Origin of the sequence: Pantoea sp. XY16 (genome assembly GCF_025153065.1) — a bacterium.
Taxonomy (GTDB): domain Bacteria; phylum Pseudomonadota; class Gammaproteobacteria; order Enterobacterales; family Enterobacteriaceae; genus Pantoea; species Pantoea alfalfae.
The window spans coordinates 110449-132133 of the sequence record NZ_JANZNP010000010.1; the positions used below are offsets into that span (position 1 = coordinate 110449).

The 21685-nt window shown below is 55.2% G+C and carries 27 protein-coding genes; 3 read left to right on the forward strand and 24 right to left on the reverse strand.

Features of this window, described 5'->3' with window-relative positions; genetic code table 11:
- Window positions 1-7: 7 nt before the first annotated feature.
- The 23 genes from N1689_RS14870 to N1689_RS14975 all read right to left on the reverse strand — a co-directional run bounded on the left by N1689_RS14870 (window position 8) and on the right by N1689_RS14975 (window position 18105).
- Complete coding sequence (locus tag N1689_RS14870; protein WP_260059299.1) at window positions 8-589, reverse strand: hypothetical protein; 582 nt, start codon at window positions 587-589, stop codon at window positions 8-10.
- Between the two features lie 610 nt (window positions 590-1199).
- Complete coding sequence (locus tag N1689_RS14875) at window positions 1200-2876, reverse strand: phage baseplate assembly protein V (protein ID WP_260059300.1); 1677 nt, start codon at window positions 2874-2876, stop codon at window positions 1200-1202.
- 2 nt (window positions 2877-2878) lie between these two features.
- Window positions 2879-3418, reverse strand: a complete 540-nt coding sequence (locus N1689_RS14880; protein ID WP_187494307.1) for a hypothetical protein — start codon at window positions 3416-3418, stop codon at window positions 2879-2881.
- Window positions 3390-4115, reverse strand: a complete 726-nt coding sequence (locus N1689_RS14885; protein ID WP_260059383.1) for a hypothetical protein — start codon at window positions 4113-4115, stop codon at window positions 3390-3392. The genes N1689_RS14880 and N1689_RS14885 overlap by 29 nt, the downstream gene beginning before the upstream one ends.
- The gene (locus N1689_RS14890; protein ID WP_260059301.1) at window positions 4105-4635 is read right to left on the reverse strand and encodes a tail fiber assembly protein; all 531 of its coding nucleotides are present in this window, start codon (window positions 4633-4635) and stop codon (window positions 4105-4107) included. The genes N1689_RS14885 and N1689_RS14890 overlap by 11 nt, the downstream gene beginning before the upstream one ends.
- Window positions 4632-6539: a phage tail protein gene (locus tag N1689_RS14895; RefSeq protein ID WP_260059302.1), complete on the reverse strand. Its 1908-nt coding sequence runs from the start codon at window positions 6537-6539 to the stop codon at window positions 4632-4634. Before N1689_RS14895 ends, N1689_RS14890 begins: the two co-directional genes overlap by 4 nt.
- Window positions 6540-6548: 9 nt before the next feature.
- Window positions 6549-7136, reverse strand: coding sequence for a phage tail protein (locus N1689_RS14900; RefSeq protein WP_260059303.1), 588 nt, complete (start codon window positions 7134-7136; stop codon window positions 6549-6551).
- Window positions 7129-8313, reverse strand: a complete 1185-nt coding sequence (locus N1689_RS14905) for a baseplate J/gp47 family protein (protein WP_260059304.1) — start codon at window positions 8311-8313, stop codon at window positions 7129-7131. Before N1689_RS14905 ends, N1689_RS14900 begins: the two co-directional genes overlap by 8 nt.
- Window positions 8310-8639, reverse strand: coding sequence for a DUF2590 family protein (locus tag N1689_RS14910; protein ID WP_260059305.1), 330 nt, complete (start codon window positions 8637-8639; stop codon window positions 8310-8312). Before N1689_RS14910 ends, N1689_RS14905 begins: the two co-directional genes overlap by 4 nt.
- Complete coding sequence (locus N1689_RS14915) at window positions 8636-10609, reverse strand: phage tail tape measure protein (protein ID WP_260059306.1); 1974 nt, start codon at window positions 10607-10609, stop codon at window positions 8636-8638. The genes N1689_RS14910 and N1689_RS14915 overlap by 4 nt, the downstream gene beginning before the upstream one ends.
- The gene (locus N1689_RS22130; RefSeq protein WP_405038947.1) at window positions 10606-10779 is read right to left on the reverse strand and encodes a DUF6890 family protein; all 174 of its coding nucleotides are present in this window, start codon (window positions 10777-10779) and stop codon (window positions 10606-10608) included. Before N1689_RS22130 ends, N1689_RS14915 begins: the two co-directional genes overlap by 4 nt.
- Before the next feature lie 17 nt (window positions 10780-10796).
- Window positions 10797-11060, reverse strand: a complete 264-nt coding sequence (locus tag N1689_RS14920) for a putative phage tail assembly chaperone (RefSeq protein ID WP_187494300.1) — start codon at window positions 11058-11060, stop codon at window positions 10797-10799.
- Between the two features lie 132 nt (window positions 11061-11192).
- Window positions 11193-11549 carry a hypothetical protein gene (locus tag N1689_RS14925; RefSeq protein ID WP_201252112.1) on the reverse strand — a complete coding sequence of 119 codons (357 nt, stop codon included), beginning with the start codon at window positions 11547-11549 and terminating at the stop codon, window positions 11193-11195.
- Entirely contained in the window at window positions 11549-11890 is a 342-nt protein-coding gene (locus tag N1689_RS14930; RefSeq protein ID WP_260059307.1) for a M15 family metallopeptidase, read from the reverse strand. Before N1689_RS14930 ends, N1689_RS14925 begins: the two co-directional genes overlap by 1 nt.
- 2 nt (window positions 11891-11892) lie before the next feature.
- A complete protein-coding gene (locus tag N1689_RS14935) occupies window positions 11893-12177 on the reverse strand; it encodes a phage holin family protein (RefSeq protein WP_201252111.1) in 285 nt (94 codons plus the stop codon).
- A 10-nt stretch (window positions 12178-12187) separates the two neighbouring features.
- The gene (locus N1689_RS14940; protein WP_137241211.1) at window positions 12188-12643 is read right to left on the reverse strand and encodes a phage protein; all 456 of its coding nucleotides are present in this window, start codon (window positions 12641-12643) and stop codon (window positions 12188-12190) included.
- A complete protein-coding gene (locus N1689_RS14945; protein ID WP_260059308.1) occupies window positions 12640-13776 on the reverse strand; it encodes a DUF2586 domain-containing protein in 1137 nt (378 codons plus the stop codon). The genes N1689_RS14940 and N1689_RS14945 overlap by 4 nt, the downstream gene beginning before the upstream one ends.
- Window positions 13773-14480: a hypothetical protein gene (locus N1689_RS14950; protein WP_260059309.1), complete on the reverse strand. Its 708-nt coding sequence runs from the start codon at window positions 14478-14480 to the stop codon at window positions 13773-13775. The genes N1689_RS14945 and N1689_RS14950 overlap by 4 nt, the downstream gene beginning before the upstream one ends.
- Window positions 14477-14968 carry a phage tail protein gene (locus tag N1689_RS14955; protein WP_246760942.1) on the reverse strand — a complete coding sequence of 164 codons (492 nt, stop codon included), beginning with the start codon at window positions 14966-14968 and terminating at the stop codon, window positions 14477-14479. Before N1689_RS14955 ends, N1689_RS14950 begins: the two co-directional genes overlap by 4 nt.
- Window positions 14965-15417, reverse strand: coding sequence for a head completion/stabilization protein (locus N1689_RS14960; RefSeq protein ID WP_182687442.1), 453 nt, complete (start codon window positions 15415-15417; stop codon window positions 14965-14967). The genes N1689_RS14955 and N1689_RS14960 overlap by 4 nt, the downstream gene beginning before the upstream one ends.
- A gap of 95 nt (window positions 15418-15512) precedes the next feature.
- Complete coding sequence (gpM, locus tag N1689_RS14965) at window positions 15513-16214, reverse strand: phage terminase small subunit (RefSeq protein ID WP_260059310.1); 702 nt, start codon at window positions 16212-16214, stop codon at window positions 15513-15515.
- 2 nt (window positions 16215-16216) lie between these two features.
- Complete coding sequence (locus N1689_RS14970) at window positions 16217-17236, reverse strand: phage major capsid protein, P2 family (protein WP_201252104.1); 1020 nt, start codon at window positions 17234-17236, stop codon at window positions 16217-16219.
- A gap of 56 nt (window positions 17237-17292) precedes the next feature.
- Window positions 17293-18105, reverse strand: a complete 813-nt coding sequence (locus tag N1689_RS14975; RefSeq protein ID WP_201252103.1) for a GPO family capsid scaffolding protein — start codon at window positions 18103-18105, stop codon at window positions 17293-17295.
- Window positions 18106-18288: 183 nt separating this feature from the next.
- Between N1689_RS14975 and N1689_RS14980 the strand changes: the two genes are divergently transcribed.
- The 3 genes from N1689_RS14980 to N1689_RS14990 are packed head-to-tail and all read left to right on the forward strand — an operon-like array spanning window position 18289 to window position 21400.
- The gene (locus N1689_RS14980; RefSeq protein ID WP_260059311.1) at window positions 18289-20061 is read left to right on the forward strand and encodes a terminase large subunit domain-containing protein; all 1773 of its coding nucleotides are present in this window, start codon (window positions 18289-18291) and stop codon (window positions 20059-20061) included.
- Window positions 20058-21089 (forward strand): phage portal protein, encoded by a 1032-nt coding sequence (locus tag N1689_RS14985; RefSeq protein ID WP_260059312.1) that lies wholly within the window; start codon window positions 20058-20060, stop codon window positions 21087-21089. The genes N1689_RS14980 and N1689_RS14985 overlap by 4 nt, the downstream gene beginning before the upstream one ends.
- Window positions 21086-21400 carry an ogr/Delta-like zinc finger family protein gene (locus N1689_RS14990; RefSeq protein ID WP_137241202.1) on the forward strand — a complete coding sequence of 105 codons (315 nt, stop codon included), beginning with the start codon at window positions 21086-21088 and terminating at the stop codon, window positions 21398-21400. The genes N1689_RS14985 and N1689_RS14990 overlap by 4 nt, the downstream gene beginning before the upstream one ends.
- Here the strand turns inward: N1689_RS14990 and N1689_RS14995 are convergent.
- Complete coding sequence (locus N1689_RS14995) at window positions 21397-21645, reverse strand: hypothetical protein (protein ID WP_182687430.1); 249 nt, start codon at window positions 21643-21645, stop codon at window positions 21397-21399. The genes N1689_RS14990 and N1689_RS14995 overlap by 4 nt on opposite strands.
- Window positions 21646-21685: the final 40 nt, after the last annotated feature.

The following is a 21685-nucleotide window of genomic DNA, read 5'->3' on the forward strand; positions in this document are numbered from 1 at the left end:
TATTTATTTAACCTGTTTTCGTTATCAACCACTGTAGCAATAATATAAAAATATAGACGAATGTTGCCATACCTAAAAATAAGCAGCTTTGTATAAACCAAATAAAGTATCTATTAAATACTTTTTGAGGGTAAAGCAGTATTCTCTTAGACATACCTTGTTCACTTCTACATGTTAGTAACTCAGGCAACTCTGTATTTAGCGACAGAACTTCGCATCTAAAATTTTCTTTAGGTGCAATGTACTCAAAAGTGACTACATACCTTCCGTTATAATCATAGCTTTCTGTATACGGCTTGACAGGCCAGACATTCATATGCATATCTTTGTAATTAAAAATCAACTCTAATTTTTTGGCAGCTTCCCTTCCTTCGTTCATTATAATATAAGACTTTGTATTGACGACTTGCTTAGCTTTTATTATTTCGCCAGCACCATCTTTCAATGGTTCTTCTATCAGAAAGCTGAACTGATGCAATTCACCTATGGATACTTTTGCGCTTCCTTTGAAGAAGTTATTCAGTATAAATGTAATCAGCGGTACTAATATCGAGATTATTTCTTTTCCATACTGAGTCAAAATATTCATATAGTTTCCAAAAATATTTTTTAAAAAAATAAAAAAATTGGTTAAAAACTTTAATTTTACTAGGTTTTGAATGAGCCTACATTCTTCCCTTCAATATTTTTCAGTCTCTCTTTTTGAATATTATCTGCTGCAGCCCTTGAGCTGTCTGCATTGATTGAATTTTATTTCATTTTGCAACATGTTCTAGCTGAGATCCAGAAGATGACGTAAACTTATTAATATTCATAAAATTCAACAACATGAAATAAAAAAGAGATTCATCCGAGATCCAGAAAACTGAAAAGCACTGAAATTCTTTTCACTCTTTTCAGTTGGCGAACTCTGGCAGAAAGCCAGCAATGGCGCGCTCCGGTCAGGCGATTTGTAGAAAAATAAAACTGAAAAATTTTTATGATCCAAAACCTGCAGGCGGGTGCGGTGTAGCGCCGATTTTGTCTGCGCAGCGATTATTTTGCCGGGGCTGACGCGCAGCCAGTGCCACGCTGTGCGGATGATCTATCTAGGGTTGGCGTGCAAGATGGCTGCGCATGTGCGTGGCGCATAGTGCGGCTGAGGCGCTCTGGTGACAGGTAATAAAAAACCCGCTGTGATAGCGGGTCAGTGTGATGGCTTAGCCAATGACGGGGGAATACTTCTTACTGAGCGCAGCAGCCTGCTGGCCACTCTGCCCGATAGCGCTGCTGTTCGTGGGCTGTCCTGTTGACGGGTGCGTATGACTTGCCAGTTGTTCAGCCAGCTGCTGTACCAGCGCCACGGTATCGAGCATCAGCTGGGCCACGTTAATCTTCTCTGAACCAATCCACACCACCGGCGCGATAATTTCCTGACGCGTCCCGGCAATGCTCTGGCGCAGCTGGCCAATTTTCTCAGTCAGTGCCTGCCCGACTTTTATGGCCGCGCTGCCGGTGACGTCTGTTTCCGCATTACCGCCCACTGTAATCAGCTGGCTCTGCTGCACGGCCACGCTGTAACTGCCGGTAGTGACATGCTGAATGGCTCCGGCCATCAGTGACGCCGTTCCGATCACCGTGGTCCTGTCCGTTGCTTTCACAGTCGTTTCCCTGCTGACCAGCTCACGCTTTTCAGTATCGGCTTTAACCTCCCGGCTCATGGACGTTTCACGGATGGCCTGATCGGTCTGGCGCTCCCAGTCTCCCGCCTGTGTTACCCGCTGTGATACTTCCGCGCGCTGCTGCTGCAGCTGTTCTCCCGGCTTAACGTCCGGCAGGCTGGTCCCTTCCGGCATAGTCTGGCGCACAAACGGCTTGTCCGGGCGTCCGCCGGTAAAACCGACCTCAACCAGCGTACCCTCTGGCGGGAACTGGAACATACCGGAATCATTACCGGCCATCGGTACGGGTAACGGCACGGCAGGATAAACCGGCGTACTGCCGTCCGGATTGCCGTCAGCATCAAGCAGCTGCAGATCGACGGCATAGCGCGGCCTGAAGGGGTCAGCAAAGTTTCCGCTTTTAACCGCCTCTGTCGGGGCAACAACGCGCGCCATTTTAGGCAGGTGCAGGCCGCTGGCCAGCTCCGGGTAATGGCTTTCAACCTGACGCTGCACCGGTGTTTTCTGCAGCGGCTGACCTGTTGTGCGGTTTCGCGGCGTCCAGGTGATTGTCATGGTGTCGCTGTTCAGCTGCACCTTTGTCACGCGCTGGCCGTTCACCTCTACGCCCGGACGAAGTGACTGGATCACAGGTACGGTCATCGTATTGCCACCGGCAGTGGACTGGCTGAACTCCGGCGGAATATCCACCGGCTTACCGGCAAACAGCGCCTTTTCAGCGCCGCCCAGATACATGCTGCCATCGGGCAGCTGATACCAGATGTAATCGGCAACCCCGAAGGCGCGCCCCAGACTGGCCAGCAGCTGAAATCCCGTGCCGCTGTGCGTGAAATGCGGGATCGGCCTGTCGCTGTAATCTGCCTGCGGCACGGTGACAGTCAGGCCGCTGTGTTCTTCCAGCCAGGCGGCAATCTGGCGAAGCGTCGGGTGCTGGAAGGCGCACGGCCAGGCGCGATCAAATACGCCGCACAGCTCCCGGATGAAAAGGCGCTGATAGCCGGTTTCTGAAGGCTGCGAGCGCTCCACGTATCCGGTAAACCAGCGCAGCAGCCGGTCAGGGTAGCCGGTGTCAATGCGGACCATTTTGCCGGTGTAATCCGTGCTGGTCTTTGCCGTGATAAAGCCACGGCCACAGCTGTTAAGCTCCAGTACCAGAGCGGCATCCGTCAGATGCACTTCGTCAGTTGACAGGTAAAGCCGGGTTACAGGTTTCATCGCTATTCCAGTGCGTCGTTCACCGGCTTAAGCACTTTGCGCTCAAACCACGTCATTTGTTCTTCGCTCTCGCCTGCGGCCTGCCCTTTGCCGCCCGCGCTGCCGGTCTGTTTCGTGGCCGTGGTTTTACCGCTTGCGCGCGCTTCACGCTTTTCCTGAACGCTGACATGCTCAGTCAGCGTGAACGTTATCAGCCAGGACATTTTTCCTTCCTGCTGCGGTGCGTCCACGTTGCCGGTGAAAGTCGCCTCACGAAAACTCACCGCGCGCGCTACCTCATGCGCCACGCGGTATTTCTGCCGCTGGCCACTGGCATCAGTTGCAGACGCCAGCTCAAAAATGCGCTTCAGCAGGGCAATATCACTGAACCCGATTTCGCCGCTGATCCGCAGCTCTTTTCCCTTGATGCCCTGCTCTGCCTTTGCCGTTGAACTGGTCTGCCCGGACTGGTCTTTGTCCTGAAAAGCCATTGAAACGGTCACCCGCATATTTTTAAGCGGGATGCCCTCACCGTTAAGCGCCAGCGTCGGGTTTGTACTCATGGATCATGCCTCTTATTCCTTCAAGATTGTCACCGACCAGCATCACCGCAGCCGTATGCACAGCGGACGGCTGCGGAATGTCTTTCACCAGCTGCGTGAGCGTAGTCACCACATCGCCGCTGCCGGTAAACACCCATGCCCGTGCGCTTTTGCCCTGCAGATCGCCCAGCCCGGCGGCAATGTCTGCCAGCATGGCATCACGTTTCTGGCCAAACGCAGCCAGCTGCGCTTTCAGCCCGTCAAGCCCTGCCGCCGCGCCTGCTTCGCTCTGTGCCTGTTTCACGGCAGCGGCTGCAAACGCGGCGCGGCTGGATGGCACGGACAGCGGCACTGACGACGGCAGCGCAGCGCTCATACCTGCAGGCAGCTGCATCTTTTCCGTGGCCAGCGTGGCGGCTGACTGCGCCAGCCGCTTTACCTGCACAAACGCCGGTGCCGGAAAAACCTCAGTCAGCTGGTTCAGTGAGGACATAAAACTGTCATGCGTCTGGCTGGCCACCATCAAAATCACCACGTCAGATTTTCCGCCGATGCCTGCCAGCTTCTGCGCCAGATAGGCCGTGGCGTTAACCGGACTCAGATACGCGCCGTTATCGGTTTGCTGTCCCAGCCCGTAAATCCATGGATGCACCGGGACCATGCTGCAATTCAGCGCGGTCACTGCATCCGTCAGCGCCAGCCGCGCCTCACGCCACATCATTCAGCTCCGGCCATACAATGTTATCCGGGTCTGAAACATCAAGCTCAATCAGATCAAGGCGGTAATTTTTCAGCGCTGTCAGACGGGCAGACTGCTCAGCGGTTGCTCTGCCCAGCTCAACCGCATCCAGTAGCGGGGACATTTCTGCAACCGCATCAGCAATAAGTGACAGGCGTTTTTTATCTGCCAGCTCAACCCTTTCAGCCTGGGTGTAGGTGCGCGGGACGATTGCGGAACCGTCAAACATCCATGAACCATCAATCGAGATACTTTCGGGAACCGCTTCTTTTTCGACTTCAGCAACGGAATATCCGCCAGGGTAAAGGCGCGATGCGTCAAACCCGAAAGAACGGATCACGCCGTCGCTGTCAAAGCAGACTTTAAGCGTGTCATCGCTGAAGCGCATACGGTGAAAATACCAGTCCTCACCTTTCTCACTCTGAAAATAAAGCGCGGGGATCATTAAATCCGCATATTCCGGAATGTACTGCGTGAAATTTTTGAGTATTAACATCATGCCGTATGTCCTACATTTACCCATCCCATTGACGGGATATACTTCTGAATGGGACGGTAAAACACCGTATCCCCGCCTGGGTTATCGCCTTCATAATTCCAGCCGGTCATCACGCAACCACCGGGAACGCGCTGCTGGCCATTTTTAACAATAAGGAATGCGCCTTCACCACCCAGGGCAACATCTGCAACCCTGTTAACCTGCGCATCCTGCGCTTTATTCCACGCATCGTTTGCTGTGCCTCTTACACCGTTAAGGGTGTTATTTACCTCACCGATTTTGCCGACAATCCAGTTATTCAGATATCCGCCCCATACACCGCCGTAAATGTTTCCATCGACTGCAATAAATGCGCCTCCTGCATGTAGCTGACCAGGTGCTCTGAAACTGCCGTCATTGCGGAATGCAAATGAAGTAACGCCCCCGTAGCCATCTACCAGAATTTCAGCAAACGCATAATTGCTGACAACCTCAACCATACGGAAACATGCCGACGCGCCATCTTTGAAATCCATGTCACCGCCACGGTTTTTAATACAGGAGCGAAACATGGGCGCATAAATAGCCTGTCCGGCGCTACCATTTTTAGTAGCAGAAATTACAGTAACGCTGGCTTCTTCATTCAGGGTGCCACCCCACATCGGATAGGCATTGGTCTGTGCGGGCGTAGGCGGATTGTGAGTAGTGAACATCTCACCAATGTAGGAGGCGTCAACCGTTAAATGTGGTTTCGCGTCAGTACCCCAGTCAATAAACATCTGGTGATTACCGGATGAACGCTGACCGCCATTGGCCTGCACCGCCATCCAGTTACCTACCTTGTCGAGTTTCAGCACTTCCCTGGCTTTATTGATATCAGTAAGGTCTGACAGGTTTGCTGACGACTTCAGGCGCGAACTGGCATTATCGTTTGCCGCTTTTACCGCTTTAGGCGTTGCCGCAGCCGTTTCGCTGGCGCTGTCCGTTGCGCTGCTCAACTGAACGAAACCTTTTTCTTTCAGTGTCGCATCCGGGTGATTGCGTGACTGCTCATGTTTTTTCAGCGCATCACTGGCCTGCTGATTATCCAGCGACCCTTTGGGGCGGAGGTCTGTGATATTACCGGCAGCGTCAATGCCTGCCAGCGCTGACACGTAATGCTTAACACCGTCCAGCTCATAATCAGCAAGATCAGCCGCCACAGTGATTTTGCTCTGCACGCCCCAGACGCTGGCCAGCGTCCCGGTAAAGCACACGTCCAGCCATACTTTTACCGGCTTCACGCCGACCGTAATATTCTGGTCAGCATCCAGCTGCGCGCGCAGGCCGCCCACGTATCCCGCACCACGGGAAACAAAAAACTGCGTGCCGCTTTTGCCGACCAGCCAGCCGTCACCGAAAAACGCCGCCGGGCCGTAAATATCGATGTTTTCCAGGCGCTGACGTTCATCCATCGCCCCCATGCGCGCGGTGAAATCAATCTGCCACGTTTCCGCTGGCGTACTGATACCGGTTTCCTGCTGTGCGCCGCTGTACTCCATCAGGAATGAACGTGTCAGAACGTTGCCCTGCTGGCCTTCGCGCGTTTTCAGCTTCTGCTGTGCCGGGGCATGAACAATCATGGCCAGCGTCCCGGTCGCGCTGTTCACCAGGCCAATCCAGTTAAACGTAAAATCGCCCGTGTCCGCGCCCAGTACCACCGAATGCACCACCGCATTCTGATTCACCACGCCTTTGCGCGTGACCGCCTGCCGGTGAACTATCTGTGTCTCTGGCGGGATGCCTTCGCTGCGGTTTACAGGCTTAGCCGGATCGAGGTCCGGCACGTTCGCAAAAATGAACCCATCCAGTAAAACCGGCTCACCGGATTCCGCCTGGCGCGCTTTCCACTGCTCAAATGCAGTCGTGATAACTGTCTGTGACATAATTTTCCCTTAAATTCCTGCGCTGAACGTCGCGCTGGCCACGTCCGCCTTAGCAATGCGCGCCGGGTAAACAACATATTCACCCTGGTCCCAGCCTGCGCGGATGGCGAACGGCTGCGAGGTGATCACCTCAAACTGATAGCGGCGGCACGTCCTGCCGTACTGCTGGATAATCTGCAGCAGCAGCTGCGCGTTGTCCGCAATCTGGCTGTCAGAAACGCGCACCTGTATCACGTCCCAGTCAATGCCGGGCTGGCGCTCGACCAGCTCCACATACCCGATCCCCAGCCGCTCAAAAATGCTGATAAACCCTGACACGGACCCTGCATCGCGCGCGTTGATAAACGCAAACGCCACGCGCCTGCGGAACAGCGAAAGCGGCTCACCGTTGAAGCGGGTAATATCCCGGTCATACGCCAGCAGATTCAGCAGCGGTTCAGAACAGGTCAGCGGATCAAACTGGCTGACCGGCCACGTAATCCAGCCATAAACCTGCGCCCAGAACCGGCGTGCGGCTTTCAGAAGTTTGTCCGGCTCCCCTTTGCGCATCCACGTGGGCAGACGCAGCCCGGCCAGCTTTTTATCGAAATCAGTCATGTTCAATACTCACTGTCAGGCTGTTAAGACGCGGCACGCTCAGATCGCTGACGATATCGCCCAGCGAAAAGGTGACCGAATCGACTTCCGGAAAAGCCCTGTGCAGCTCACGTCCAAGGTTCGAAAATGAAAAGCGCGCGTAGGGCCACGTCTTTTTAACGTCATAGTCCGCGTTTTCACGGAAGGCGCTGCGAATAAGGTTTCCGGCATTTTTAATCAGCAGCGCCTGATTTTCGGCAGTCATGTTGTCCGGGTTTTGCAGATACATTTTCACACTCAGATCGTGCCGGGTTTCCGGCATTGCGAAGCACTGCATATCGTCGCCGTGGCCGTGATGGCCCTGCGTGTTGATGTAGTCATTAACCGCCGTGATAAACGGATCTGACAGCACGCCGGAATCCAGCAAAAGATAGGCATTTGCCGTTCCCGGTCCGCGCGGCGCATCGTGCAGAAAGAAAATCCGGTCAATGCTCAGCCCCACTACCCCGGCAATCATTGAGCGGTAAACAGCGTCTGTGTGGTAGTTACCCACCAGGTTAAACTGATTGCGGCAGCGCTCGCGCAGCTCGTCATCACTCTCTTCATCTGCACCCGGCACGGTCAGCCAGTCTTCCTCACTCTCCGCCTGCACAATGCCGGTGACGGCCACCGGCAGGATGCGGTAATAGCCCGGCGCAAGGTTCCATGCGGCCCCCACATCTGACGCGCGCACCGGGATCAGCGCGCTGGCCACCCCTGCCGGAATGGTGAAGTCAGCAACGGTCACCAGCTCGTAAACCACGCCATTAATGCGCTCAGTCTGTATACGTGTACCGGCCTGCACGGTCACATCCGCCCCGGCGCTTTCCTTAGTGAACCGGATCACGCCCTCAGCCCGGCTGGCCGGTTTTGCCGTGACGTTGACCGCCCATGCCAGCAGGCGCAGCATCTGACCGCCTGCCGTGGCCACGAACATATTCACCAGCACCGTGTTGATCATGACGTCCGTCAGCCACAGCACCGGCGCGGTGATAATGGCCGTGACCAGCCGCCAGAACGGCGACATGCGCGAGGTGTTGGTGATAAGCCCTTCCTGTGCGGCAATGTCCGTAAAGCGCGCTTTCAGCTCCGCTTCCGTCACCGGCATCCCGCTTTCTTTCACCACCTCCGTAAAGTCCACCTGCGGTTTGTCCGTCATATGTCCACCCCGTAAGACAGCGCGCCGAAGTCGTATGTACTGGCCGTCACCCAGAGGCGTGACAGGCTTTCTTCTGTCAGCTCAATGGTGCCGGGGATAATCCGTTCATCGTCCTCAATCAGTAATTCAAGCCGCGTCAGGATATCCGCACGCATCGTCTGACTGCGCTCCGCGATTAACTCCGTCAGCAGCCCGGATTCAAGAATTGCGTGTGCAACATCCTGCTGAATACTTTTGCGGTTATTACAGGTGACCGGTTCTTTACCGGTATTTAAAACAAAGTTTCCGTTTTCAATCAGAAGATCGATATACAATAATTCACTCATCCTGCCAGCTCCTGCCACTCCATCAGCTGCTGCGGCGTCATGCCACCACCTGTATTAATTTCCACTTTTTCGATGCGCTTACTGTTATCCGTTACGCTCCGGCTGTTGCTGGAAATGGTTTTATTAATCCCGCCTGTCTCAACACCTTTTAACTGCCCGCCGGTTGTCAGGTTATTTTCGACGCGCGGCGGCGGTGCGGCAGGCTCACCAAATTCCGCAATATCCACACCGGGGATTTTATTTATTTTGCTGATAATCCAGTTCAGTGAACTCAGTGCGGTTTTTTTAATGTTATCCCACAGGTTCGCGAAGAGGTTCATTATCCCGCTGGCCATATTCCCCAGCGTTTGCGTCACGGAAAAACCGGACAGCAGCGCCACAAAGCTATTCCAGCCCTCGCTGATAAACGCCCAGGCTTTACCAAATACACCGGCTACAGCGGCCACCGCACCGGATACAACCTGAAAGGCTTCGGTGTTCATCACGGCGGCTTTAATCGCATCCCAGTGCGCGATCAGCAGATAACAGCCTGCGGCCAGCAATGCGACTGCGCCAATGATCAGCAGAATCGGCCAGCTCATGAAGTTAATGGCCACGCCGGTCATTACCGATGCCATGCGTACGGCCAGCAGTACGCCGCGCAGAGTTCGCATAACTATCGCGTAAGCCTTGACCGCTGCGCTGGCCAGCCAGATCGCCCCGGTGTAAAGGCGCGTTACCAGCAGCAGCCCCATCACTATGCCGCGCAGCCCGGTCATGACAAACGTGGCCATGCCCATCACGATATTGGCCACCGCGCCTGCACCGGCAAAGCTCAGCACGGCCAGCGCCACATATCCGACCACGCGCGCGATGTTCGGAAACATCTGCATCCAGCGCGCAAACGTCTGTCCCATATCCGCCAGGCGGTTCAGCAGCGGATAAATCACCGGTATCAGGGTCAGGCCGATCACGCGGCGGATGGCTTCCAGAATCTGAATAAACCGGTCCCACGGCTTAACCATCTTCGCGGCCATTTCCTGCGTGCGCTTAAGCCCGTCGTTGCCGCCCAGCTCGGTAATGTTACGCTGCAGCGCTGTCACGTTGCCCCACAGCTGTTTCACCACCGCTGAACTGTCACCGAATGCGTCATCAAGCGCCTTCTGCGCCTCCACGTTCCCGGTGATACTCGCGCCATATTTAGCCTGCAGCTTGATCAGGATTTCCGGCATTGACAGCATCTTTCCGGCTTCATTTTTGAAGCTCATGCCCAGCTTTTTCGCGCCATCCTCAGCGCCGGTCAGGAATCCTTCATACGAACCGGACGCCTCTGTACCCAGCGTGCGCTGCAGCTCCCCCATCACGGCAAGCTGCTCGTTAAGGCCGATGCCGTAGTTTGTGCCGACGCCGCGTGCGCCCTCCATCAAATCCTTTATTGCGCCCATTTCCACGCCGAAGCGCTGACGCATAAACGCCACTTTCCCCGAAAGCTGCTCCGCAAACTGCACGTTGCCCAGGCGCTCCGCATCCTCGCGGAAGTTGCCGAACATCTGGCCCATGAACTCTGCCGACTCCGCTGCCGTGCTGCCCAGCGCAGCGGCGGTAAGATTGGCAATCCGGGTAACCTTCGGCAGCTCGTCACCGGTCAGGCCGCTAATGGCGGCGTTAATGCTGGCCGTTGACTGCACAAACTCAACGGCGCTTTTGCCGTAGGTCATCGCAAAAAGGTTCGCGTCCTTTTCAACCTGCTGCAGCGCTGTGCTGTCGATGCCGCGCGCGGTCTGCTCCTGCAGCGCGTCATACATTTCAATGGCAGGACCCAGCGCACCTTTGATGGCCTGACCCACGCCCCACAACGCCGCACCGCCAACACCAACGCGCTGAAACGCTGACCGGGACTTGTCTGCAAATTCCGTGACGCCTGCCTGTGCCTGACGAAGCGGCCGCGTTACCTTGTCGATCAGCGATAACGTAAATTCCAGCTGTTTCATTCGCTTCCCTTAAACGCCAGCGCAATGCCGTTTGCTATGGCAATGCGCTGGTTTTCCCAGTGCCGGTTATCAAGCCACAGCGCGGCGGCAAGGTTATCCGCGCTGTCATCCTCTCCGGGCAGCCAGCGACGGCGTAAGATCAGATACTGTTCGAGTCCGTTGGCGTCAATATTACGGACCCGCTCACTTAGTTTTTTACGGTGATTTCCAGCTCAGGCGTATATTCTTCCAGCACCTTGCCCACAATCTGTAATGCCGCACCCGGCAGCGCCAGTAATTCCTGCAGCGCGTCTTTTGTTTCCGGCGTTACAATACGGACCAGAAAGTTATGCGCCGGGGAAACTTTATTTCCCATCGTGATTTCGTTGATATATTTGTTATAGGCGGTGACGTTCGGCGTAAAAGAAACGTCTTTGCCTGCGATGGTCATTTCAATTTTTTTATCACTCATGCTTTCTTCTCTCTTAAATTAATTTCGTCAATAAGCTGGTTATGGCGCGCCGCGCAGGTTGAATAAATATCAATCCACTGAATTAATAATTCTGCTGCGGCTCTGCCGTTGGTGCCGTTTAATCGGGGAAGATTAACGGGACATTTTGTTTTTAGATTTTCCTGATAGGGTATGCTCTGCGTTTTCACTGGCGGCGTTGTACAGCCTGAAATAATCACCAGACAGGCAATCATTACTGAAAACGGGCTTATCCAGTTCAGCGCGGATGCCTGCCGGTATCGCACCTTTTAATTCCTCCAGTTTGTTTTCAAGCTGCCTGGCGGATTCGCTTGCCACGCCCTGCAGCTGATCACGCGCCCTGTCAGCGGCAATCCCGGCGGCACGCTCTGCGACCAGCTCCATGCTGTCGCGCTTCCACTCCGCGCCGGTCCAACCTGCCAGAAACGCCAGCCCCAGACCGGCCAGCAAAAACAGCACGTTTCTGGCCATCAGCGAACACCGTTATGCTCAAGGCTGAAGTGGTTACCATCCGGATTCGACTTAAAACGCCCGCCCCAGCTGCCGCCCAGTGATTCCCAGTATTCACCCAGCGCCCGGTAATCCTCGGTGCGGGTTTTATACTCGCCGTTAACAAACAGGTTAAAATCCACCGCCAGCCGCTGCGTGTGCAGACTGTTGGCGATGCCGCTGCCCTTCTTCGCATTCAGCGCGGCCTGCTCCGGCGTGCGGTATGCCTCCCCGAACGTCAGGCGCATCCCGTGATCATTTGCCCAGGTGATCAGCTGTGCAATCAGCCCGGTAAATAACTGCTGCTTTTCCGATAGCGTCACTTTCACTTCTCCTTATCGTCGCCACCCAGACGGCGGCGCAACCACATTTCGCAGAACTGATAACCCAGAATCCCCAGTCCCGCCCCAACCCCGTTCACCGCCAGCGGCGACATATCCGGGAACTGCACCAGTGCCGCACCTGCCGCGACCGAAATGGCCGACCCCAGAATGACGCGCCCCACAATCAGGCGCGGCGTGATTTTTTCATTACTGGCCAGCACCTTGCCCAGCGCGATAATCCCGCCGAGCACCAGCAGCTGCATCAGTGTTTTTTCATGGTCCTGCATCGTATCCCCGTTAGCTGATCAGGCTTTCCGTTGCCGCCGCTTCCAGATACGGCACGCCATTAATATTCACGAACTTCGGACTGGTCACGAAGTACTTCACCTTGTGCGTGCTGATAGCGCCGCCCTTCGGATCGATATCCAGCACGTTACTCAGCACCAGTTTGCAGCCGAAGGCTTCCACCTTCGTTTCTTCGCTGCCGACCTTCGCATAAAACAGAAAGTCCAGCGTATCGATGCCGCGCCATGACCCGGCGGCACGCGCCTTCGCGGTCAGCTGCTGAAAGGTTTTGCTGCTCAGCTCAATCTCACCTTCTGCAGCGACTTCCCCGGCTACGTGTCCGTCAGGGACGCCGCGCGTGGACGCCGCCGCCGTGCTGTCCGTGATATCGAGTGAGATTTTTTCGACGTGAAGTAATTCCCCGTCGATGTTTACATCGAATGACTGACCGCTGATGCGCTGACTCATGCTGCCCCCTCAGTGCTGTCCAGGCTGGTATCCAGTAGCAGCCCCACGGTAATTTCCTTTGGTGATTCAACCGGACGCATCACGATATAAATCTCCACCTGTTTAGCGCTTTTCCAGCTGATTGATACGTCACCGTCGCGCGGCGATTTCACCTCACCGGGGAAACGGATGCCGTTAATCTGGACTGACTGCGACATTTCACGCAGCGGCTTCGCAAAACTCTGCTGCGCGGCGGCAATGCTGCCCGGCGTGCTGTTCAGCGTGCGGTCAGCGATTCGGGCGATGGCCAGCAGGCGCACGCGGCGTGCAATTTTGTCAGCAATTCGCACGTACTCGATAACCTGATAATCCCCGCCTTCCACATCCAGCGTGCGCCCGTCGGACCAGTAAAGCCCGTCATAATCCGGATACCACATCGGCACGCTGAAACGCAGCTTTTCCAGCGCCTGCAGCGTGGCCAGCTCAAGCACTTTGTCAGTGCCATCTACCGGCAGGCTGTCACTGCCCAGACTTACCAGCGCCCCGGTTTTCACGCGCGCCGGGCTGTCAGCAATGGTCACGGCGCGGTTACAGAGGCGACCTGCCAGCACGCCCGGCTCATTGCCCCACAGGCGCAGAACCAGCTGCACCGCTGACGCAGAAATTCCGCTCTGCAGCTTACTCATGCGCGTCAGATAATCCGCCCAGGCTTCGCCAGTCTCCGGACCGCCAACTGACAGAATGAACCACACCCAGCGTCCGAACTTCGCCAGCAGCGCGCTGCGAAGCGAGGCGGCAGCGTTAATCTCTTTCTTATCCGGAACATCCGCGCACAACACGACCCCTTCCACGGATGCCACCTGCTGCGCGCTCAGTACGGCATCTGCCCATGCCGACAGCTCTGCATCTTCGGCCAGGACGTGAACGAATGCGGACCAGTTCTGACCGGCATTTTCCAGCGCGGCCATAACCTGACTTTTCAGCACCGAATCCGCCGCACCCAGCTGCGCATCAAAATCGGTCTGCGTATTAACCGCCAGCGTCTTCCCGGCGTTAGTTGCGCCGCGTCCGATAAAGAGCACGACGCGCTCAATATCCTTTGTTTCACCCTGCAGCTGATTAAGCTGATTGACCGTTACATTTGGCCAGCTCATACCCTTCCCCTGATATCCTGCGCATTAACGTCCCAGCCGTAGCCAATGGCCTGCAGCTGGCGCGCCAGCGCCTTATTGAAATCGTCGCTGCCCATCCCAAGAAACGGACGGGACGGCACATCGACAGTCCATACCGTTTTTGCCGCCCGCCCTGTCAGCTTGCGGATCAGCAGACCGGCCTGCGCATATCCCATCGTTTCGGTAATTTCCTTAAACGGCGGCTTACGCCAGCGCTTACCGCGCCTTACCCTGTAGCCCAGCTTTCGCAGCCGTTTAGCCTGCGCCAGCGTGGCCATTTTCCCTGCCGGTGCGGTGCGACCCTTACCGCGCGCCCTGACGCTGGTTTTCATGCCTTCCTGCTGCGCGTAACCCACGGTCCCTGCCGGTACTGCTTTGTCCTCATTTCGGTATCCGCCGCCCTGCAGATAAAGCCGGACGGCTTCAATTTCGGGCATTTCGCGGATATGCAGCAGGTTCGGCAGATTGCGCAGCATCTTCCCCCTGCGTCGCGTTTTTCTTGCCTGCCACGGCGTGCCGTCCGGTGACTGCTGATTACGCACGTTGCGCTTTGCCGCCGGGATCACGCCATATTTCGCCATGCGCCAGATAAGCCGCTGGCGCTTTTTGTCGGGCAGCTCCAGCTTTGCAATCTCGCGGCGCATGTCACGCAGCTGCGCGGCGTTAATCTCCGCCCCGAAAATCACTCCTCAACCTCCGTGTAAATCATCGCGCTCAGCGCCGTCCAGATTTCCGGATCGGCCAGCCGGTAGCGTCCGCCCTGATAAGGAACCGGCCCGTTTTCGTCCGGCACGATAATCAGCCGTTCCGCCATCGGCACCGTAACGGTCACAATTGCGGTTTCCTCGTCAATCAGCTCAATGTCCCAGTCCGGATCGGCATTCGTGATGCCGACCTGGCTGAATAAATCCCGGTCCTCTGTATCAGTCGCCTGCCACACTTCCAGCAGCGCCATCAGCAGACGCGGATCACACTCACGGTACGGGAAGCGCTCCCAGATTAGCTCTGCGTCATAGCGGATCACCGAAAGCTGCACCTGCCCCAGCCCCATATCACGCGCGGCGGGAATGGTTTTAAGTCCCGTCATTTCACTGGTGAATGACTGCATGGCACGCTGTGGCATTTCTGACTTAATAAAGCTGGTCAGTGATTCAAGCTGACTTTCTGTGCTCATACCTGCCTCACCGTGGCGCGCTTAAGCCCCTTAATCAGGCGGATAGTCACCGACGCCTCCGCCAGCAATCCCTTGCGCGTTTCATCGCTCTCCTGTCCCGGATGCGACTCGCGGCGGCCAACAGACGCAAACTCACCCATCAGGTCCGCTTTTGCCCTGGCATACACCGCCTTTTTATACTGCGCCGCCAGCTGACTGATGCCGTTCATGCTGACCCCCGGCACGTCAGCAGCGGTCTGGTATCCTGCCGCCCGGTGCTTTTCCTGGACACCGGCAAGCCCGCTGTTTACCTCCGCTGCCGCCGTAAGCAGCGCATTCGCCACTGTTTCCGCGTCTACGTCAGCCGGAATACTGCGGCTGCGCTGGAAGTCTGACAGGTTCATATCCGGCCAGAATCCGTCATTGGTCAGCGGGCTGTCCTGGTATTCAATCGGCTTGCCACTGAACATAAAATCCCCCGTAAAAAGGTGGGCTGACCGGAATCCACGGCGCATCACACTGCGTGTTCTGCCCTCATCCGCGCCCACCCGGCTTGCGGTAGTCGTTATTCAGCCGTAAGCGCCCGGATGCGCGCCGCAATCGTTTTGCGCATCGTGCCTACGCCTGCTCTGTGATACTTCGCCTCGGCGGCCGCCAGCAGCCGGTCAGCTTCAGACAGCGTTTCGACGCTATCTGACGCCGCCGCCCGCGCCTGTCCTGATTCATCACGCAGCAGCAGAAGCCCCGCGAATTTGAACCACTTAGCGGTAATCTCCTCGTGCAGCCGCCAGCGCTGCGTAACGTTCTCAAACGTCCGCGAGAAATAAGGCTCTAAGTCTTCACCCGCCTGGCCGGCCTGCTCTGCCCAGTTCATCATCTGATCGGCCACAAAAGCCGGGAATCGTGATTTGATGTTTTCCGGCGTGGCCTGCTCCTGCGCAATGGCAATGTCTGCCCAGTCCAGCGCCTGATCGAACTCGCCTACGTCAAACAGCCAGACGACGCAGTACGCAAACACCGGATTGGCATACACGCGGCCCAGTTCGAGATAGCTTTCGACCGTGGGCATCCACTTCGGCAGCAGCACATCACGCTTCATTGCCACGCGCTCTGCCGTGGTATCGAGGCTGCGTAATACCGCCACGTCTTCCATGATTTGCTGCATCTGCAGGTGAAGGCTGGCCGTGGTGTTCACTTCCTCAAGCCGCGCCTGCTGCTGCTGCATGGCCACGCGCTGGCTGTGTCGCTGTGCGGGTGAAAGACTCATAATCAGCCCTCTGCCGGTTCGGTCACCTTGCCGATGGTCACCGCATCTTCGTCAATGGCCGCATAAAGCTCCGGCTCCTCAACGGCGTAACCTTCATTGCGCAGGTACTTGTTTTCGTACTGTTTGCGGTCTTCCACAAACTCCGCCTTACGCTGACGCGTGCCGCGCTGCGTGTAGATGTGCAGGTTTGACAGTGGCGTGACCACCATGCGCTTGCCCGGCATAAACGGCGGAATAATCGCGGTGCGCCCGGCAATGGTGCTGCCCAGCATCTGCGCGGCGATTTTCTCCGTGGGCTTGTCCGCCTTCTGATACAGGCGGTACTGCTCCGCCGCAACCAGATCGGCCCCGACCAGCACCACCAGACGCGGATCGTTACGGAACTGTGCCGGAATTTTGGCGTTAATCAGGTCAGAGGCCATCGCATCCAGCGAGCGATAATCACCGGCATCGTCCAGGGTGACCGCATCGGTCATAATCTGGAACCCGTCTTTGAAGCCTTTCATGCGCTGATGCCAGCCGATATTCACGTCTTCGCCGTTCGGGTTTTTATCCGGATCGGTTGTCGTCGCCACCTCTTTGCCGTTAAAGCCGATGCGCAGCATGTCCAGCGCAAACGCCTGGTTTGAAAACGTCTGCACCATCTGGAAAAACTCACCTTCATCACCGGCGTTTGCCCACAGCGACAGCAAATCCCACTGAAGTTCGGCGCATGAATCCGTTTCGACCAGCTTGTAATCGTTGCCGTCTACACCGACTTTGCGACGAAAACGCCCGCCAGCCACGCGCCCGGTATGTAATCCAGATTTGCCAACCTGAACGACCTGACCACTTAACTGGTCCACATCCGCGATGGTGATCAGATCAAGAAACTCTACGGACTCCAGCAGCGCAGCACGTAAGCTGGTTTCCTGCGGATCGGTGAGGCTGAATGCGCGGGCCGGATTCGTCACGCCGTAATGCTCTGCCAGACCGGCAGAGAAAGCGTCAATGAATGCCAGTGCGCGTTTGTTTAACTTCATAAATAACCCTCTCGCAAATAATGCGATTTATAGAAACTTCCCTGACGAAGGCGAAATTAGATGAATTTAAATTTGCGGCTTTCCTGCTTATCGCCGGGATTACGCTTCGGCAACTGGGTAATCTTGTTATCCAGCTTTCCAAAGTTTTTAATGACTGCCCCGATGTTTTCACGCAGCGTTGCAAATTCCTGCGTATCCACCACTTCGGCAATGGTATCCACATCTTCCTGCGTGGAAGCCAGCTGCGTTTCGATTGCAGACACACGGCCTTCCAGATTATTCAGGGCTTCAGCCAGCGCCTGTAATTTGTCGCTGTCTTCAGGCGCGTCAGTATTCACGTCATCTTCAGCGAATTTTTTAGGCTGAATGCCAAACAGCTTTTGCCAGTTTTTCATTTTTGTTTCCTGTTCCACTTTTCCATTCCGGCCAAACTTATAGCGATAGCAGCCGGGTTTGATTTTTTTGCGCTGGCTAAAGCGCATACGTGAAGTGCCCACGCTGGCAGGCGAGTCCGTTGCCGCCAGCCCTTCGAGATAGCTGCGCCCTGTGCCGCGAAAGTTTCCGTCTTCGGTCAGTTCTACCGAAAAATAAAGAAGCTGATCGCGTTTATTGGCTTCAATCAGGCTCATATTCGGACTGATTTTTGCGTAAAGCCTTACCAGCCCGTCATCACCTTCCTGCCACATCACCTGTTTTACGCAGCCCCCATTTCCGTAATCGCGTTCATGCTCCGGCCAAATAAGTGCGGCGTATAATTCAGGGTCATATGTTTCAGCAGCATCAATTAACCATTCCCGTTTTAATTCCCGGCGGTCAACCGTATCTCCCTCGGTGGCAATACACAGCCAGTCAGTACATAACTGTGACATATATTTTCCTGCCCTCCGTAACAGCAGAGCCATTATTAATGAATTAAACGCCTGCCGCACCCTGACAAATTCCACTGTGTTCGGATAACAGCAATTAATCGAACCATAAAGAATCAAAGCGGGATTTTTATTTACTCTGCATCGGCATAATAGCGTTCAGGCAAATAAAGGAATGAATATTTGATGGCTAAATACAGTGATGAATTACGCGGCGTTGCGCGCGCCCTGTATTTAAGGCGGTATACGCCGAAGGAAATTGCCAGTGAATTAAATCTGCCGAATGCGCGGATTATTTATTACTGGGCTGAAAAGGAAGGCTGGGCAGACATGCTGAGCCACGAAAGCACGGAAGATGCGATTGAGCGCCGCATCCAGCTGCTGACCGGACGCGATGGCAAAACAGAACTGGAACTGAAAGAACTGGATCAGCTGGTTGCCCATTCAGTAAAGCTGCGCGCGCAGCATAACAAACACAAAGAGAAGCTGGCCGCCGCGCGCCCGGCATCTGCAGGCAGCGGCAACGAAGAGGAAGGTGATCAGCCGCGCAGTAAGCGCAAATACAATAAAAACGACGTATCCGGACTGACGGAAGATGACCTGAACTTATGGGCTGAAGAACACCTGTTTGGCTACCAGAAACACCTGCGCCTGAACATTGGCCAACAGGTGCGCAACATCCTCAAAAGCCGCCAGATCGGTGCGACCTGGTATTTTGCTTTTGAGGCGTTTGAAAACGCCGTGCTGACCGGTGACCCGCAGATTTTCCTTTCCGCTTCGCGTGCGCAGGCGGAGGTTTTCCGCTCATACATCGTCAACATCGCACAGGAATACTTCGGCATCACGCTCACCGGCAACCCTATCCGCCTGAGCAACGGCGCAGAGCTGCGCTTTCTGTCCACGAATAAGAATACGGCGCAGTCATATAGCGGCCACCTCTACTGTGACGAATATTTCTGGGTGCCGAACTTCGCGCGGCTGAATGAAGTGGCGTCTGCGATGGCCACACACGACAAATGGCGCACCACCTACTTTTCAACGCCGTCAGCCAAAACTCATCAGGCTTACCCGTTCTGGACCGGTGAGGAGTGGAAAAAAGGCAGTAAAAAGCGCGCCGCCGTGGTGTTTCCCACGTTTAACGCCATGCGCGACGGCGGACGCCTCTGCCCCGATGGCCAGTGGCGCTACGTCATCACGATGGAAGACGCGATTGCTAACGGCTTTAACCTCGCCAGCATCGACAAGCTGCGCAACCGCTACAGCAAAGACACGTTCGATATGCTGTACATGTGCGTCTTCGTTGACAGTAAAGACGCGGTGTTCAGCTTTTCCGACCTGGAAAAATGCGGCACTGATATCACGTTCTGGCAGGACCACGACCCGAAAGCGCGCCGCCCGTTTGGCGATCGTCCTGTCTGGGGCGGTTATGACCCTGCCCGTTCCGGCGACCTGTCTACATTCGTGATTATGGCCCCGCCGGTGCTGGCCGGTGAGAAATTCCGCGTGCTGGCCATCATCAACTGGCGCGGCATGAACTTCCGTCATCAGGCCAGCGAAATCAAAAAACTCTTTACCCGGTACAACTTCACCTATCTGGGCGTAGACGTGACCGGCATTGGCCAGGGCGTTTACGACAACATTCACCCCTTTGCCATGCGCGTGCTTAAACCTATCCGCTACGACCTGAGCACTAAGAATCGCCTGGTGCTTAAGGCGGCAGACGTCATTGAAAGCGGCCGCATTGAATGGGATGCGGATCTGAAGGAAGTGGCCGCGTCGTTTATGTCTATCCGGCGCGCCGTCACGAAATCAGGCAGCGCGGTGACCTTCGTCGCTGATCGCACGGCTGAAACCGGCCACGCAGAAGCAGCCTGGGCAATTATGCACGGTCTGGACAACGAGCCGCTCAACTACGAGCACAAACCTAAATCCAAATGGAAGTTTCAGAAGGCAGCATGAAAAAACGATATAAGCAACGCGCCAGCGGCGCACAGCAGGCGGCAGGTAAGCGCAAAATGTCCGTGCTGCGCTTCGGCAAGCCTGAACCAGTCCTGACCACCGGCACCGATTATCGTGATGTGTGGTATGACAACTATTTTGATCACTACAGCCTGCCGATTGACCGCCTCGCGCTGGCGCAGCTGGTTAACCTCAACGGCCAGCACGGTGGCATTCTGCACGCGCGTAAAAACATGGTGCTGTCGGATTATCTGGGCGGCGGTCTGACGTTTGACAGCCTTGAAGCTGGCGCGATGGATTTGCTGACGTTCGGGGATCTGGCGCTCGTCAAAATCCGCAACGGCTGGGGCGACGTTGTTGCCCTGGAACCCATGCCCGGCCTGTATATGCGCCGCCGCAGGGACGGTGAATTTGTGGTGCTGCAGAAAGGTGAACCGCTGGTATACGCCGAAAAGGATGTGATTTTTATCCGGATGTATGACCCGCAGCAGCAGATTTACGGCCTGCCGGATTATATCGGCGGCATTCATTCCGCCCTGCTCAACAGCGAAGCAGTAATTTTCCGCCGCCGGTATTATCACAACGGCGCGCACACCGGCGGCATTCTCTACACCACAGACCCGAACATGACGGATGAAGTGGAAGAAGAGATAGAGCAGCAGCTGGCCAACAGCAAGGGGATCGGCAACTTCAGCACCATTCTGGTAAACATCCCCGGCGGGGATAAAGAAGGCGTGCAGTTTATCCAGATGGGGGATATTGGCGCGAAAGATGAATTTGCCAACGTGAAGAATATCAGCGCGCAGGACGTGCTGAACGCGCACCGCTTTCCGGCTGGCCTTGCGGGGATTATTCCGCAGAACACTTCCGGCCTGGGTGACCCGGAAAAGGTGGAAGCCACCTATAAGAAAAACGAGGTTGCCCCACTCCAGCGCCGCCTCATGATGGCGGTGAACGGTGATCCGGAAGTACCGGAACACCTTCACCTGAAATTTGCCCAGCAATCAAAGAACAAGGATGCGGCATGAGGCGTAATCGGATAAAATCCAGGCAAACTTACAACGCCGGAGCCGCAAATATGCGCGTGTTAAAAATTGAGTGCCCAGAGTGCAAATCAAAGGCGGTCATCCGTAAAACAAATCGCAAACATCGCGATATTGCTGATATTTATTGCTCATGTGCAGACGTTGAATGTGGACATACTTTTGTTATGAATTTGACGTTTTCCCACACAATCAGCCCTAGCGCCAAAAAAGGCGATTTACTGATTCAGCAGGTAATCAGCGGCATGTCAGCAGAACAAAAACAGCTGACTTTAAAACTTCTGCAGGCATCCTAATAAGAACGCCCCTCACTAACTGGGGCGCTTCTCCTCGCTTCGCTTTTCAGGTCAGCTAAAAGGTCTTCCGTCAGTTCACCCAGCCATTCATCAAGTAATGCGCGGCGTTTATCTTCCACCAGTGAATGAGTCATCATTTTCACTATAAAATCAATCCGTTCCACCTTAACTATCTGACTTAACGACGCAGACATTTCAACCTCCCTTACATTAAACACTGTATAACCATACAGTATAATATTCATTACGAAATATGAATCCTTTTTTGGGATTTATCTACTATAA

Bases quoted from the DNA above. Each gene is read 5' to 3' on its own strand.
- N1689_RS14870 (WP_260059299.1), bottom strand. From the start codon at position 589: ATGAATATTTTGACTCAGTATGGAAAAGAAATAATCTCGATATTAGTA.
- N1689_RS14875 (WP_260059300.1), bottom strand. From the start codon at position 2,876: ATGAAACCTGTAACCCGGCTTTACCTGTCAACTGACGAAGTGCATCTG.
- N1689_RS14880 (WP_187494307.1), bottom strand. From the start codon at position 3,418: ATGAGTACAAACCCGACGCTGGCGCTTAACGGTGAGGGCATCCCGCTT.
- N1689_RS14885 (WP_260059383.1), bottom strand. From the start codon at position 4,115: ATGTGGCGTGAGGCGCGGCTGGCGCTGACGGATGCAGTGACCGCGCTG.
- N1689_RS14890 (WP_260059301.1), bottom strand. From the start codon at position 4,635: ATGATGTTAATACTCAAAAATTTCACGCAGTACATTCCGGAATATGCG.
- N1689_RS14895 (WP_260059302.1), bottom strand. From the start codon at position 6,539: ATGTCACAGACAGTTATCACGACTGCATTTGAGCAGTGGAAAGCGCGC.
- N1689_RS14900 (WP_260059303.1), bottom strand. From the start codon at position 7,136: ATGACTGATTTCGATAAAAAGCTGGCCGGGCTGCGTCTGCCCACGTGG.
- N1689_RS14905 (WP_260059304.1), bottom strand. From the start codon at position 8,313: ATGACGGACAAACCGCAGGTGGACTTTACGGAGGTGGTGAAAGAAAGC.
- N1689_RS14910 (WP_260059305.1), bottom strand. From the start codon at position 8,639: ATGAGTGAATTATTGTATATCGATCTTCTGATTGAAAACGGAAACTTT.
- N1689_RS14915 (WP_260059306.1), bottom strand. From the start codon at position 10,609: ATGAAACAGCTGGAATTTACGTTATCGCTGATCGACAAGGTAACGCGG.
- N1689_RS14920 (WP_187494300.1), bottom strand. From the start codon at position 11,060: ATGAGTGATAAAAAAATTGAAATGACCATCGCAGGCAAAGACGTTTCT.
- N1689_RS14925 (WP_201252112.1), bottom strand. From the start codon at position 11,549: ATGGCCAGAAACGTGCTGTTTTTGCTGGCCGGTCTGGGGCTGGCGTTT.
- N1689_RS14935 (WP_201252111.1), bottom strand. From the start codon at position 12,177: ATGCAGGACCATGAAAAAACACTGATGCAGCTGCTGGTGCTCGGCGGG.
- N1689_RS14940 (WP_137241211.1), bottom strand. From the start codon at position 12,643: ATGAGTCAGCGCATCAGCGGTCAGTCATTCGATGTAAACATCGACGGG.
- N1689_RS14945 (WP_260059308.1), bottom strand. From the start codon at position 13,776: ATGAGCTGGCCAAATGTAACGGTCAATCAGCTTAATCAGCTGCAGGGT.
- N1689_RS14955 (WP_246760942.1), bottom strand. From the start codon at position 14,968: ATGAGCACAGAAAGTCAGCTTGAATCACTGACCAGCTTTATTAAGTCA.
- N1689_RS14960 (WP_182687442.1), bottom strand. From the start codon at position 15,417: ATGTTCAGTGGCAAGCCGATTGAATACCAGGACAGCCCGCTGACCAAT.
- gpM (WP_260059310.1), bottom strand. From the start codon at position 16,214: ATGAGTCTTTCACCCGCACAGCGACACAGCCAGCGCGTGGCCATGCAG.
- N1689_RS14970 (WP_201252104.1), bottom strand. From the start codon at position 17,236: ATGAAGTTAAACAAACGCGCACTGGCATTCATTGACGCTTTCTCTGCC.
- N1689_RS14975 (WP_201252103.1), bottom strand. From the start codon at position 18,105: ATGTCACAGTTATGTACTGACTGGCTGTGTATTGCCACCGAGGGAGAT.
- N1689_RS14980 (WP_260059311.1), top strand. From the start codon at position 18,289: ATGGCTAAATACAGTGATGAATTACGCGGCGTTGCGCGCGCCCTGTAT.
- N1689_RS14985 (WP_260059312.1), top strand. From the start codon at position 20,058: ATGAAAAAACGATATAAGCAACGCGCCAGCGGCGCACAGCAGGCGGCA.
- N1689_RS14990 (WP_137241202.1), top strand. From the start codon at position 21,086: ATGAGGCGTAATCGGATAAAATCCAGGCAAACTTACAACGCCGGAGCC.
- N1689_RS14995 (WP_182687430.1), bottom strand. From the start codon at position 21,645: ATGAATATTATACTGTATGGTTATACAGTGTTTAATGTAAGGGAGGTT.